This window comes from Streptosporangiales bacterium (assembly GCA_009379825.1).
Classification (GTDB): Bacteria; Actinomycetota; Actinomycetes; order Streptosporangiales; family WHST01; genus WHST01.
Window position 1 is genome coordinate 130,419 of record WHTA01000004.1, and the last position, 13,387, is coordinate 143,805.

The window sequence follows — 13,387 nt, forward strand, 5'->3', positions numbered from 1 at the left end:
GTCAACGGGTGAGGGCTCTGGTCGCGCGTGTGGTCCGGTACCTGGCCGGGAGCACCTTGATGATGAGCACGGCGATGAAGACGCTGAGGATCTTGTCGATTGGTTCCACGATGAACTTCGACTTCACCACACTGGACCAGATCTGGTCGCCGGTTGCAAGGAAGAACGCAGTTATCGCGGACTCACCCGTGCCGCCCGCGCCGCCCGTGGTGGCGACGATGATGGGGGCGGCGATCACGGCTGCGGTCACCGTCAGGATCAATCCGACGACGAGGCGGCCGATGTTGGTTCGCATGAGGCCCTTGACGGCAAGGATTCCAGCGACGATCCCGATGATGGCCTGCAACGGTGCGTAGCAGATCCAGATCGGGTTGACGGCGGTCATCACCACGTTCGTGGTGATCCCGGTGACCGCTGCGACCCAGGGGCCGCACATGATCGCCACGAGGATGGTTCCGACCACGTCGAGGAAGATGGGCAGGTGCAGGGCCTGCACTACCGCTCCCAGGGCGACGTTGATACCGACCCCGACGGGGATGATCACCCATGCCCTCGTGTTGAAGTCGCTCTTCACGCCCTGCAGGAAGCCGACGGGTTCCGTGTCCGAAGACCGTGATGTGCTCATATCGGCCGAGACCTTTCTTCGGGGGGCGGGCATCGGGTGCTCCTTATGGTCGATGCCGCGTCGAATACGTCAAGCGCTTGACGTGAATCGGCGCAACTGTTCGGGCATCGCGTTGAGGCCGGCGCGGAGGCGCGCACAGCCCTTCTGGAGACGTTCGCCCTGCCCGCAGTACGACACGCGCAAGTGCCCTTCCCCGCCCGGACCGAAGCAGCTGCCTGGCATGACCAGCACACCTGCGTACTCGGCGAGCCACCTGACGACGTCGGTCGACGAGCCGCCGGTGCGGGGGAACGCGTAGAAGGAACCCTGTGGTTCCACGACCTGGACACCGTCGATGTCCGCGAGCGTGTCGTGGACGATGTCCCTGCGAGCGCGGTACTCCGTCATCATTGCGTCTATCTCCGAACGCAGGCCGGTGAGTGCCGCGAGGGTGGCGTGCTGGGTAGGAGCGTTGAGCGAGCCGAGCTGGTGTTCCTGCACCAGGCAGACTGCTTCTGCAACCTCTTCCGGTGCGACGACGTAACCGGCTCGCCAGCCGGTCATCGCGTACGACTTGGAGAGCGTGAAGATGCCGACGACGTGCCGCAGCGGCCGCTGCAGCGAGCAGGGGCTGACGTGCTGGTTAGGCGGGAAGGCCAGGTGTTCGTACGCCTCGTCGGACACCAGCCAGCAGCCGTACTCCTCCGTGAGCCGGACGAGCATCCGCATGGTGTCGGCCGGGTACACGACACCGGTCGGGTTGTTCGGCGAGTTCACGACGAGTGCGCGGGTGCGCGGTGTGATGGCCGCCCGCAGCTCGTCCTCGTCCGGCAGGAAGCCTGCAGGGGTACGGGGACAGGAACGCCACCGGCCAGCAGGACGTGCGCCCGGTAGTTCGGGAACGAAGGATCGAGCAGGATCACCTCGTCCCCGGGTGCGGTGATGGCGCGGAGTGTGGCGGCAAGGCCGTTCATCGCGCCCGCGGTGAGCACCACCTGTCTGTCCGGGTCGACGTCGGACAAGCCGTTCTCGGTGCGGAGCTTCTGCGCGACCGCCGCGCGTACGGCAGCCAGGCCACGGACGTCCGTGTAGTGCGTCTGTCCTTCGGCTGCCGCCCGGTGTGCCGCGTGGATCACGTGCTGCGGTGTGGCAGCCGCGGGGTCGCCGCTGGCGAGGTCGACGACGTCCGCAGTTGCGTACTGCTCGAGCAGTGACCGGATCCCCGAGCGTGGAATGCGATCCGTGAGCGGCATTGCCATCAGCGGCCACCCTCGGTGCGGGACAACCAGGCGTCGAGCACGACGGCGCCCTGCCCGGCAGGCAGCACGCGCACCGGGTTCAGGTCGAGCACACCAGGCCCACCGGTGAGGGAGCGTGCGACGTCGGACAGGCGGCACAGCACGTCGACGAGGGCGTCGACGTCGGCAGCGGCTCCACGGACACCTCGCAGCAGTGCGTCGAGAACGCGCGTCTGCCCGATCATCCGTCGCGCAGCCGTAGGCGTGACGGGCGCTCGCCGGACGACCACGTCATCGAGCACCTCGGCGAGTACGCCGCCGGAGCCGCAGACGAGGAACGGTCCGAGGTCGGCGTCCACGAGGATGCCGACGAGCACGTCGACTCCTTGCGGCACCATCCGCTCGACGAGCATGGCGTCCTGCGGCTCGGTGAGATGCGTCCGCACCGCCGCGGTGATCTCGCGGTATGCGGTCCGCACCTCCTGGTCGGAGGCGAGGCCGACCCGGACCGCGCCGTACTCGGTCTTGTGCGCCAGCCGGGGTGACTGCGCCTTCATGACCACGGGGAAACCGAGCCGAGCCGCCGCAGCGGCAGCGTCGTCCTCGCTCGTGACCAGCGCGCCTTCCGGCACGGCGAAGCCGAGCTCGGCGAGTGCTCGCTTGAGGTCCGCCTCGGTGGCCGCCGGCCACGCGGGCGCCGGTAGGTCGTCGGTGACGTGGATGTCGGGGTCGCGATCGGCGACCGCTGCCATCGCATGGAACGCGGGCCGCATCCCGGTGAGCACGGGTACGCCGTGGCGATGCGCTGTATCGGCGACGACGCAGTCGACCGGGCCGGAGCCCGACGTCACGATGGCATGGTGTCGTCGGCTGCCCGCGGCGTGCGAGCTGAACGCGTGCGCCAGCCGCCGGTACGTCTCCTGGTCCGCCTCGTCGGCTGCACTGGGCGAGTTGAGCAGCAGCACCAGGTCGTGCTCCGAGGGTGAGGCGTCCAACGTGCCGAGCACACGCGGCAGCACGGCGTCGTCGGTGGCGGCGACACCGGTGAGGTCGAGCGGGTTCGCCGGCGTGGTGGCGAACGGCAGCTGCTCCCTGAGCCCCGCCGATGTGGCGCCGTCCAGCTCCGCGAGCCGCACGCCGGCCTCCTCCGCGACGTCGGCCGCCAGCGCGCAGGTGCCACCGGAGATGCTCATCAGGACGCTGCGTCGCGACGGCTCGCGGCGGCCACGGGCGAGCAGCTCGCAGGCGTTCACCAGCTCGTCGACGTCCTCGACCAGTACGGCCGCACGACTGCGGCACGCGGCCGCGAGCACCCGCGACTGGGTGGCCAGTGCGCCGGTGTGCGCCGCGACGGCGAGCCTGCCGGCTTCGGTGCGGCCCGCCCGCAACACCACGACCGGTCGGCCGGCGCGCTGCGCGGCGAGCAGCGCGCGGTCGAGCGCGGCCGGGTCACGCACCGTCTCGAGGTAGCAGGCGATGACCTCGACCGCGGGTTCCGCGGCCAGCGCCTCGACGTAGTGGTCGAGGCGCAGCGACGCCTCGTTCCCCGTGGTGATCAGGTGGCTGAAGCCGAGCCCTCGTCCGCCCGCCGTGTCGATCACCGCGTTGAGCACACCACCGCTCTGCGACACGACCGCGAACGTGCCAGGCGTCGGGTCGGACGGCAGCGACCCGAAGTAGGCGGCGAACCCGTCGACCAGGTTCGCGACGCCGTAACAGTTGGGGCCGACCAGCCGGATGTCGTGCTGCTCGGAAACCTCGCGCAGCCGATCCTGTGTCGCTCGCCCTGCCGCGCCGCTCTCGGCGAACCCACCGGCGAGGAACGAGACCGCGCGGGCACCGGCATCGGCGGCCTGTCGCAGGACGTCCTCGGCGTCGAACCTGTCCCCGGTGAAGTACAGGTAGTTCACCCGTTTCGGGTTGTTGGCGAACCACGGGAGCAGCAACAGCGGGGAGAGCGCATAGTGCCTGATCTCCGGCTCGGCGAACGTCGCCCGGCTCGACGCGATGACGATGTCCGCGAGCAGCGCCAGGTTCGCGCCCGCGGCTACGGCGTACCCGTCAACCGCGCTGACGACCGGCACACGCAGCTGCCAGATACGCATGAGCGCCTGGAAGTTCGCCTCGGTGGCCGCTGTGACGTCGTCGGTGCGGGTCGGCATGTCGAGCCCGTCGAGGTCGAACCCCACGGAGAACGCGCGGACGCCCGCACCGGTGAGCACCACCACGCGTATCGACTTGTCGAGGTGTACCTCGTCGAGCACCTCGGTCAGCCGGGTGACCATCGACGGGGTCAGTGCGTTGAGCTTGTCCGGTCGGTCGAGTGTCACGACGGCGACACCTTCGACACGTTCGAAGCGAACCTCGTCTCGGCCTTCGACCATCATCATCCCCTCGACCGGTGCTCGATTTCTCTCACGAAACGCCTGAGACGTCAAGCGCTTGACTAACTCGCCGGCCGTAGGCTGGGAGACGTGAACAAGGCGAAGACAGCCCAGTACCGCGCGACCGCTACGGACGTCGCCGCCATGGCCGGTGTGTCGACCTCGACGGTGTCTCTGGTGATCAACGGGAAGGCTGCGGGTCGCGTCTCGCAGGAGACCCAGGACCGGGTGCATGCCGCCGTGCAGCATCTCGGCTACCGCATCGACGGGGTGGCCAGGAGCCTCGCCACGGGGCGGCGCAACTCCGTCGCGCTGACCGTTCCCGACCTCGTCAACCCGTACTTCTCGCAGGTGACCATGGGTGTCGCGGAGGGGCTCGGCGACTACCAGCTGATGTTGCTGGTGACGAGGGTGGACGACGACAGGTTCACGGTCAACGTGGAGAACATGCTCGCCGAACGGGTCGACGGCGTGCTCGCCGAGGCTCCCGGTGCCCGGTTGGTGGAGGAGCTGGACGTGCCCTGCCCGGTGGTGGTGCTCGACCGGCCCACGCAAGGCACGACGCTGCCACACGTCGACTTCGACCTCGCGAAGGGCGTGCGGGAGCTCGCCGCGCACCTGGTCGAGCTCGGCCACCGCCACCTCGGGTACGTGGACGCCGCTCGCCAGGGGCCGACGTTCCAGACCCGCAGGCAGCTCCTGTTGCGGCGCATGCGCGGTCTCACCGAGGACCCCGTCACGCTGTCGACCACCAGGTCCGCCACCACGGTCGAGGAGGCGGCGGCGGAGTTCAGGCAACGCTGGCCGCAGTGGCGCGCCGACGGGGTCAGCTGTGTCGTCTGCGCCACGGACATCCAGGCCTACGGGGTGGTGGATGCGGCGCAGGAGCTCGGCATTGCGGTGCCCGGTGAGCTGTCCGTGGCGGCCTTCGACGACCTGCCGTTCTCCAAGATCCTCGCCCCTGGCGGGCTCACCACGATCACCCTGTCCGGCTACGAGCTCGGCCTGCGGTCGGCGGCGTTGTTGCGCGAGCTGATGGACGGACGCCGGCCGGAGGAGACACACGTCCGGCTGTCGTGCGAGCTGCAGGTGCGCGGCACGACCGGGCCGAAGAAGGGCAGGCGCGCGAAGCGTGCCTAGGACGGGATCGCGCCGGCGGCGATCTCCCCGAGCAGCCGCCGGTAGTCGATGGAGACACGGTCGACGCCGCGGATGTGTAGCTCGGCGCTGAGGTCGATCGGGAGCTCCTCCGGCCGCTGTGACTCCACCACCACTCGGTCCTGTTCGAGCACGACCTCCTGGAAGGAGACGTACTCGGCGTCGTTGGCCGGGTCGAGGTCGTAGTTGCGCGCGCACATGCTGAACGAGCGCGTCTCCTTCCTGCCGACCGGGCACGAGGCCACGAACAGCACGAAGTGCCTGCCGTCGGGCAGGGCTTGGTTGAGGTACACGGAGAACGGTGCCGTCAGCACGTACGACGTCGGGTCGCGCTGGATGGTCACGGCGTCCGCAGGGTCGCCCTTCACCGGGTTGGCCGGCTCCTCTAGTCCCAGCGCGAACCGCAGTGTCCAGCCGTCGCGCACCACCTCGTGGTCGGGGATCTCCGGCCGGTCCGGTGACCCGAGGATGCCCTCGTGCACGAACGGGAAGTGCGAGAAGTCGACGAAGTTCTCCACCCGCCGGGCCGCGCTGCAGTGCCAGTCGTAGGTGGGGATCTTTACCAAGCGGTACGTCTCGTCGTCGGCTTCCGGGAACTCCGGCAGCGGTAGTGCGGGCTCGTCGTCGAGGCAGACCCAGATCATGCCGGCGCCTCCCGAGCCTGGTGGCGCACGAGCCTGGCGCGGCGCGGGATGTTGTCGCCGTGCCGCGCGGGGATCCTGGTGCAGACACCGCCGGCGTCGTAGGTCCAGCCGTGGTACGGGCACACCAGTTCGTCGTCGACGACCTTGCCGAGCGAGAGTGCCGTGCCTCGATGCACGCACAGGTCGCGGAACGCGGCCACGCCGGCGGCCATCCGCACGACGACTACGGCCTCGTCGAGCAGCGTCACGCGCGCGGGTGCGGTGCCGAGCTCGTCGGCGAACAACACCGGATGCCAGAACCTGCGCAACTGCTGGTAGAGCGCTTCCTCGCCCACAGCGTCGAGTTCCCTTACCGGCATCGTCCGCACCTCCTCGCCAGTCACCCTGGACGAGCGACCGGCACTAGTCAAGCGCTTGACCCATTGCCTGGCACCGGACTAGCGTCGCTCCTCGTGGAGCCATCGGACCTCGCCTTCGACAGCAAGCTCGTCTACTACGCGCCTGAGCCGGCGTCGCAGTCGATCAGCTACCCGATCTACATGTCGGCCAACTACCAGTACGCGGACGACATCTACGACAAGATCGTTGCGGGTGAGCGTCGGGATGTGAACATCTACAGCCGCTGCGGCAACCCGACCGAGTACAAGCTCGAGGAGCAGGTGGCGAAGGCAGCGGGTGCCGACTCCTGCCTCGCGACGGCGTCGGGCATGGCCGCGGTGTCGCACGCGCTCTTCGGCCTGCTGAAGTCGGGTGACCACCTGGTCGCGGACTGGACGACGTACAGCAGCACGCACGAGTTCTTCGACCATCGCATCACGGACTACGACATCGACGTGACGTTCGTCGACACCGCCGACCCGCTCGCGGTGACCAAGGCGATCACGCCGCGGACGAAGCTCGTCTACTTCGAGACGGTCGCCAACCCGACGATGAAGGTCACCCCGATCCCGCCGCTCGCCGAGATCGCGCACGAGCGCGGCATCCCGCTGGTCTGCGACAACACGTTCGCCAGCCCCGCGGTCTGCCAGCCGCATGCGTTCGGCGTGGACGTCGTGGTGGAGAGCGCCACGAAGTTCATCGGTGGACACAACGACGCCGTCGGCGGGGTGATCACGATGCGCTCGGACCTGCTCCCGCAGGACTGGCTGGAAGACGTTCGGTGGAACACGCTGAACAAGCTCGGCGGTGCGCTGTCGCCGTTCAACGCCTGGCTGCTGCTGCGCGGCCTCCAGACCCTGGGGCTGCGCGTGGACCGGCAGTCGGCGAACGCCATGACGCTGGCCCGGCATCTGGAGGAACACCCCGCGGTGGAGGCGGTGTGGTACCCGGGGTTGCCGTCGCACCCGCAGCACGGCGTCGCGTCCGAGCAGCTGCGCAACTACGGCGCGATGCTCACCTTCGCCGTCGCCGACGAGCGGGCGGCAGTCACCGTGCTCAAGGCACTGCGCCTGGCCAGCTTCGCCGCCAGCCTCGGCGGACTGCGTACGACCGCGCAGGTGCCTGCCACCATGGCGTTCCTGGACATCTCGCCGGAACAACGTCAGCAGATGGGGGTACGCGACGGCGCCGTCAGGGTGTCCGTAGGCATCGAGGACGCATCGGACGTTCTCGCGGACTTCGACCGCGCCCTTGCCCAGGCGTACGAGTAGCGCACGGTCAACACGTGTTGCGGGTAGAGGTCAAGATCTATCCTGACCGGTGATCCAGCGGTAATACTGGACGGCACATCTCATGTGCATCGAGGCGTTCCCGTCGCTAGTACCGCTGGGCTGGCCGGCGATCGGAGTCGGCGACCAGCGTCGATGCGCTTTTGGCAGCTGTCCCCCGCAACCTCGGCACGGCCGTGTCGTCGGTTCATGGCGCCAGGCAAAGGAGCCTCATGGCCACCACCGAAGCGACTCCGGCGGACCCGTACCTCCTCACCGCCGAAGGCATAAAAGAACCCCCCGTCGGCTGGAAGAACAGCCTCAGGTATCTCGGTCCCGGCATGATCCTCAGCGCCTCCATCGTGGGGTCGGGCGAGCTGATCGCCACCACCACGCTGGGCGCACAGGCCGGGTTCGTGCTGCTCTGGCTGGTGATCGTCAGCACGTTGGTGAAAGTCGCGGTGCAGATCGAGCTGGCCAGGTGGACGATCGTCACCGGCGAACCGGCGCTCACCGGGTACGGCCGGGTGCCACCGAAGTTCGGCCGGATCGGCTGGGTCAACGTCCTCTGGATCGTGCTGGCACTCAGCAAGTTGTTGCAGCTCGGCGGCATCATCGGCGGCGTCGCCGTCGCGCTGAGCGTGTTAATGCCGCTGGGTAGCGCGCCACTCGGGCAGACGTCGCTGACGATATGGACGATCATCGTCATGGTCCTCAGCATCGCCATGCTGTACTCCAGCAAGTACAAGCTGATCGAGCGCGGCGCCGTCGCCCTGGTGGTGCTGTTCTCGCTGCTGACCATCTTCATCGCGGTCGGGTTGCCGGTGACCGAGTTCGCCTACAGCGCCGGCGACATCGGCGGCGGCCTGAAGTTCCTCATCCCCGCCGGCACGATCGGCGCCGCCGTCGCCATGTTCGGCATCACCGGTGTGGGTGCGGACGAGATCACGTTCTACACCTACTGGTGCGTGGAGAAGGGCTACGCGCGGTGGACCGGCCCCAACGACGGGTCCGAGGAGTGGCGGCGTCGCGCCAACGGCTGGATCAAGGTCATGAAGAAGGACGCATTGGTGTCCTGGCTGATCTACACGTTCGGCACGCTGGCCTTCTACCTGATGGGCGCGGCCGTGCTCAAGCCGCAGGGTCTGGTGCCCGAGGGCAACGAGATGATCACCACCCTGTCGAGGATCTACACCGGCACGCTCGGCGACTGGGCGAACGTCCTCTTCCTGATCGGCGCGATCGCGGTGCTCGGCTCGACGATGTGGGCGGCCATTCCCAGCTGGTCCCGGATGTACTCCAACCTGCTGTCCACCCTGGGCGTGTTCGACTGGCAGAACGTGGTGGCCCGCAGGCGGTCGGTGCGCATCTTCACCGTCATCTTGCCGGTGCTGTGGGCTGCGGCGTTCCTCTATATCCAGGAGCCGGTGCTGATGGTCCAGATCGGCGGCGTGATGACCGGCATCTTCCTCGTGGCGGTCGTGATCGCGGTCTGGTATCTGCGCAACAAGGAGACCGACGCGAGACTGCACGGCACCAGGTGGTTCACGATCGCACTGACAATTAGTAGCGTCGCAATTGCCGCACTCGGCGTCTACAGCGTGTTGAGCGTGTTCGGCCTCGAGCTCGGCTGACGGGGAGGTCAGATGGATAAGGCAGCAGCTGGGCTCGGCCCCTTCGAGGCGGTCGGCGATCTCTCGTACGACGTGGCGTTCCCGGCGATGCTGCCGGTGCAGCAGAAGGTCGACGCCCCACAGGTGGCCGATGTCGCCGCCGCGACGCGGGCGGCGCTCGAGCCGTTACGCGCACGGGTCACCGCCGGTATGTCGGTCGCGATCACCGCGGGCAGCCGCGGCATCGCGGACAAGCCGGCCGTCGTACGCGCGGCCGGCGAGTGGCTGCGGTCGGTCGGCGCTGAACCGTTCGTGGTGCCTGCGATGGGGTCGCACGGCGGTGCGACCCCTGAGGGGCAGGTGGAGCTGCTCGGCGAGCTCGGCATGACCGAGCAGAGCGTGGGCATGCCGATCCGCGCGACGATGGACACGGCGCGGGTCGGCCAGGTGCCCGGTGGGCCCGAGGTCCATCTGGACGCCTACGCTGCCGAGGCGGACGGCATCCTCGCCGTCAACCGGGTGAAGGCGCACACCGACTTCTCCGGCGAGCTGGAGAGCGGCGTGGGCAAGATCGTCGCGATCGGACTCGGCAAGCAACGCGGAGCCGAGGGCGTCCACCGGTTCGGGCCGGCGAACCTGGGCACCTGGATCCCGCGGGTCGCGCGGCACCTCGTCGACACCGGGAAGGTGCTCGGCGGCCTGGCGATACTCGAGAACGCCCACGACCGGGCGGCGAGGATCGAGCTCCTGGAGCCGGCCGATATCGCGGGACCTGGCGAGGCGCAGCTGCTGCTCGAGGCGAAGCAGCTGATGGGGCGGTTGCCGTTCGACGACATCGACGTCGCCGTGGTGGACGCGATGGGCAAGAACGTGTCGGGTTCGGGCATGGACACGAACGTGATCGGCCGGATGATGATCCGCGGCAGCCCCGAGTTCGAGGGGCCGAACATCCGCAACATCGCCGTCCTCGACCTCACCGACGAGTCCCACGGCAACTCCGTCGGAGTCGGCCTCGCGGACTTCGTCCCGTTCCGGCTGATGGCGAAGGTCGACCTGCGTGCGACGTACGTCAACGCCATGACGTCCGGGCTCGGCGGCCCGCAGCGGGCGCAGCTACCGATCACGCTGCCCACCGACAGGGACGCCGTGGCCGCCGCGATCCTCACCTGCGGCCGCCCGGACACGGCCCAGGCCCGGGTGGTGCGGATGCGTAGCACACTGGACCTGGAAGACCTGCTGGTCAGCGAGGCGCTCCGCGACGAGGTGCTGGCGAACGACCGGCTGACCATCACCGGCGAGCCGAGCCCACTCGCGTTCGGCCCGGACGGCCGCATCACCGGATGGTCGTGAGCGCAACAGTAAGGAGAGCATGACCGCAGTCGAGTTCGACACCGTCGCCGTCCTTCCCGAGCCGGGCGACAACGTCGCCATCGTCTCCGCCGACCTGCCCGCGGGCACCGTGCTCGACCGCGACGGCCCGCGGATCACCGTTGCCCACCAGGTGCTCGAGGGACACCGCATCGTCGTGCAGCCGATCGCCGACGGCGAGCCGCTGCTCTCCTGGTCGACGCCGTTCGCGTACGCCTCAGGCGACCTGGCCGCCGGTGACTACGTGTGCACCGAGACCACGCTGCAGGCGTTGCGCACGCGCGGCGTCGAGCAGCTGCCGGACCAGCCGACCGCCGTGAACCGGCCGCTCGACCCGTTCCGGCTGGACGAGTCCCAGCTGGTGATCGGCCGGCAGGTCGACCCGGTCGAGCAGCCGGCCACCTTCCTCGGCTACCCGCGAGCCGCCGGCCCCGCTGGCACGCGGAACCACGCGGTCGTGGTCGGCACGACCTCGCGTACCGGGCCGTTCGTCACCGAGCTCGCGCGGCGGTTCGCCGGTCGTGCCACCGGCGGCTGCGACGGTGTGGTGCCGGTGGCGCACACCGAGGGCGGCGAGGACACCACTCCCAACAACGCCGACTTCGTGCTGCGGGCGCTGGCCGGTTTCCTCGTGCACCCCAACGTCGGCGCGGTGCTCGTCGTCGACGAGCCGGGAGCGGCGATCACCGGCAGCGACGTCACGGCGTTCATGGCGGCGCACGGGTATCCGGAGATCGCCGTGCCGCATGCGTTCTTCACCCGGGCAGGCAGTTTCAGTGGTGACCTGGCTGCGGCCGCCGAGCACGTCGAGGCGTGGCTGCCTGCGCTTGCCGCGCAGGAACGCACCGAACAACCGTTGTCCGACCTTAAGATCGCGCTGCAGTGCGGCGGTTCTGACGCGTTCTCCGGCATCACCGCCAACCCGCTGGCCGGTGCCGTGGCACGCGAGGTGATCAGGCACGGTGGCGCGGCCGTGCTGGCCGAGACGGACGAGCTGATCGGCGCAGAAGGCTACGTGCTGGAGAACGTCCGCGACGTCGAGGTTGCACGCAGGTTCCTCCGTACGGTGGAGTCGTTCAAGGAGCGGGCAAGCTGGCACGGGCACACCGCGGAGGGCAACCCGTCAGGCGGCAACATCTACCGGGGGCTGTACAACATCGTGCTGAAGTCGGTGGGCGCCGCGCGCAAGCGCGACCGGCAGCTGCGCCTCGACCGCGTGGTCGACTACGCGGAACCGTTGCCTGGCCCCGGGTTCGTCTTCATGGACAGTCCCGGCAACGACCTGGAGTCCGTGGCCGGCGAGGTCGCGTCCGGCTGCACGATGATCTTCTTCACCACGGGCAACGGGTCGATCACCAACTTCCCGTTCGTGCCCACGCTGAAGTTCGTCACCACGACACCCAGGTACGAGCTGCTGCGGCACGAGATGGACGTCGACGCGGGCCGGTACCTCACCGGCACGTCGATGGCCGAGCTCACCGCGGAGACGTTCGACCTGACGCTGGCCACCGCATCTGGCGCGAGGTCCGCCGGCGAGCGGGCCGGGCACAGCCAGGTGTCGATCTGGCGGAACTGGCAGCAGACCGAGCCGCGGCAGGCGGTCTCCGTCAGCATCGGGCGCGCGCCGTCGACCGACGACGAGATGGACACCGAGCTCGACGGCAAGCCGTTGCAGGTGCCGATGCCGCACGACCCGCCCGCGCCGTCGTTCATCATGTACGCGGCGGAGGGTTCCCGTGCGCCGGAACAACTCGCGCTCGTCCTGCCCACGAGCCTCTGCTCGGGCCAGATCGGCCTGCGGCTCGCCGACCTCGCGAACCGGCAGAACTGGTACCGGCAGCAGGTGAGCAGGGCGGTGAGCCTCGCGCACACCGAAGGGTGTGGTGTCGCGAGCGGGTCCGCGGAGCACACGTACGCGCGCGTCATGACCGGCTACCTCACCCACCCGAGCGTGCGGATGGCGTTGTTGCTCGAACACGGTTGCGAGAAGACGCACAACGACTACTTCCGCAGCCGCCTGGTCGAGCAGGGCGTCGACCCGACGAGCTTCGGCTGGGCGAGCATCCAGCTCGACGGCGGGATCGACGCGGTCACCGCGAAGGTGCGGGACTGGTTCGAGGCGACCGCAGGCGCGCTCGACGCGCCGGCGCGGATGCCGGCGGGCCTCGGTGACCTCAGCGTCGCGTTGGAGGCCCGCGGCCCGATGCGGCAGGACACGGCGGTCGCGCTCGCGACGGTCGGCAGTTGGATCGTTGCCAGCGGCGGCACCGTCGTGCTCACCTCGGCGGGCAAGCTGCTTGCCGACGCGGACTTCCGCCGGCACGCGTTCGGCTCCACCGACCAGGTGTCGGCGACCCTGGCGCACGGGCAACGTCCCGCCGCGCCCGGCTGGCATGTGATGCGTACGCCGACGACCGACTGGACGGAGACCGGTAGCGGGCTCGGTGCCACCGGTGCGCAGCTGCTGCTGACGCACGTGGCAGGCGGTACCGTGTCCGGCCAGCCGCTGCTACCCGTCGCCCAGGTCACCGCCGATCCGTGGACGGACGAGACGTACGGCCAGGATCTCGACGGGGTGCTGCGCGGCGATGCGGATCGGCAGGCGCTCGACCTGCTCGGCGTGGTGGCTGCGTTGGCGTCCGGTGAACGCGCACCGCGCACATTGACCAGCGGCAACGTGGGGTTCCAGATCACCCGCGGGTTGCTCGGCGTCTCGATGTAGAAGGAGTTCG

At 69.1% G+C, this 13,387-nt stretch carries 10 protein-coding genes; 5 read left to right on the forward strand and 5 right to left on the reverse strand.

Annotated features, from left to right (window positions below):
- Position 1: 1 nt before the first annotated feature.
- The 3 genes from GEV07_03600 to GEV07_03610 all read right to left on the reverse strand — a co-directional run bounded on the left by GEV07_03600 (position 2) and on the right by GEV07_03610 (position 4,475).
- Positions 2–625 (reverse strand): ECF transporter S component, encoded by a 624-nt coding sequence (locus tag GEV07_03600; GenBank protein MQA01836.1) that lies wholly within the window; start codon positions 623–625, stop codon positions 2–4.
- Positions 626–694: 69 nt separating this feature from the next.
- Positions 695–1,924 carry an aminotransferase class I/II-fold pyridoxal phosphate-dependent enzyme gene (locus tag GEV07_03605; protein MQA01837.1) on the reverse strand — a complete coding sequence of 410 codons (1,230 nt, stop codon included), beginning with the start codon at positions 1,922–1,924 and terminating at the stop codon, positions 695–697.
- Positions 1,863–4,475 carry a hypothetical protein gene (locus GEV07_03610; GenBank protein ID MQA01838.1) on the reverse strand — a complete coding sequence of 871 codons (2,613 nt, stop codon included), beginning with the start codon at positions 4,473–4,475 and terminating at the stop codon, positions 1,863–1,865. The genes GEV07_03605 and GEV07_03610 overlap by 62 nt, the downstream gene beginning before the upstream one ends.
- Between GEV07_03610 and GEV07_03615 the strand changes: the two genes are divergently transcribed.
- Positions 4,371–5,366 (forward strand): LacI family DNA-binding transcriptional regulator, encoded by a 996-nt coding sequence (locus GEV07_03615; protein MQA01839.1) that lies wholly within the window; start codon positions 4,371–4,373, stop codon positions 5,364–5,366. The genes GEV07_03610 and GEV07_03615 overlap by 105 nt on opposite strands.
- On the opposite strand, the gene GEV07_03620 is transcribed toward GEV07_03615, so the two are convergent.
- Positions 5,363–6,028: a hypothetical protein gene (locus GEV07_03620; GenBank protein MQA01840.1), complete on the reverse strand. Its 666-nt coding sequence runs from the start codon at positions 6,026–6,028 to the stop codon at positions 5,363–5,365. The two genes, GEV07_03615 and GEV07_03620, sit on opposite strands and share 4 nt — an antisense overlap.
- A complete protein-coding gene (locus GEV07_03625; GenBank protein ID MQA01841.1) occupies positions 6,025–6,387 on the reverse strand; it encodes a Rieske 2Fe-2S domain-containing protein in 363 nt (120 codons plus the stop codon). The genes GEV07_03620 and GEV07_03625 overlap by 4 nt, the downstream gene beginning before the upstream one ends.
- 93 nt (positions 6,388–6,480) lie before the next feature.
- On the opposite strand from GEV07_03625, the gene GEV07_03630 reads away from it, so the two are divergent.
- The 4 genes from GEV07_03630 to GEV07_03645 all read left to right on the forward strand — a co-directional run bounded on the left by GEV07_03630 (position 6,481) and on the right by GEV07_03645 (position 13,377).
- Positions 6,481–7,677 (forward strand): aminotransferase class I/II-fold pyridoxal phosphate-dependent enzyme, encoded by a 1,197-nt coding sequence (locus tag GEV07_03630; protein ID MQA01842.1) that lies wholly within the window; start codon positions 6,481–6,483, stop codon positions 7,675–7,677.
- Between the two features lie 230 nt (positions 7,678–7,907).
- Positions 7,908–9,308, forward strand: coding sequence for a divalent metal cation transporter (locus GEV07_03635; GenBank protein MQA01843.1), 1,401 nt, complete (start codon positions 7,908–7,910; stop codon positions 9,306–9,308).
- 12 nt (positions 9,309–9,320) lie between these two features.
- Positions 9,321–10,637 (forward strand): DUF2088 domain-containing protein, encoded by a 1,317-nt coding sequence (locus tag GEV07_03640; protein MQA01844.1) that lies wholly within the window; start codon positions 9,321–9,323, stop codon positions 10,635–10,637.
- 19 nt (positions 10,638–10,656) lie between these two features.
- On the forward strand, positions 10,657–13,377 hold the full coding sequence (locus GEV07_03645; protein ID MQA01845.1) for an altronate hydrolase: 2,721 nt from the start codon (positions 10,657–10,659) through the stop codon (positions 13,375–13,377).
- Positions 13,378–13,387: the final 10 nt, after the last annotated feature.

Bases quoted from the DNA above. Each gene is read 5' to 3' on its own strand.
- GEV07_03615 (MQA01839.1), top strand. From the start codon at position 4,371: ATGGCCGGTGTGTCGACCTCGACGGTGTCTCTGGTGATCAACGGGAAG.
- GEV07_03640 (MQA01844.1), top strand. From the start codon at position 9,321: ATGGATAAGGCAGCAGCTGGGCTCGGCCCCTTCGAGGCGGTCGGCGAT.
- GEV07_03645 (MQA01845.1), top strand. From the start codon at position 10,657: ATGACCGCAGTCGAGTTCGACACCGTCGCCGTCCTTCCCGAGCCGGGC.
- GEV07_03610 (MQA01838.1), bottom strand. From the start codon at position 4,475: ATGCTGCACGGCGGCATGCACCCGGTCCTGGGTCTCCTGCGAGACGCG.
- GEV07_03620 (MQA01840.1), bottom strand. From the start codon at position 6,028: ATGATCTGGGTCTGCCTCGACGACGAGCCCGCACTACCGCTGCCGGAG.
- GEV07_03625 (MQA01841.1), bottom strand. From the start codon at position 6,387: ATGCCGGTAAGGGAACTCGACGCTGTGGGCGAGGAAGCGCTCTACCAG.
- GEV07_03635 (MQA01843.1), top strand. From the start codon at position 7,908: ATGGCCACCACCGAAGCGACTCCGGCGGACCCGTACCTCCTCACCGCC.
- GEV07_03600 (MQA01836.1), bottom strand. From the start codon at position 625: ATGAGCACATCACGGTCTTCGGACACGGAACCCGTCGGCTTCCTGCAG.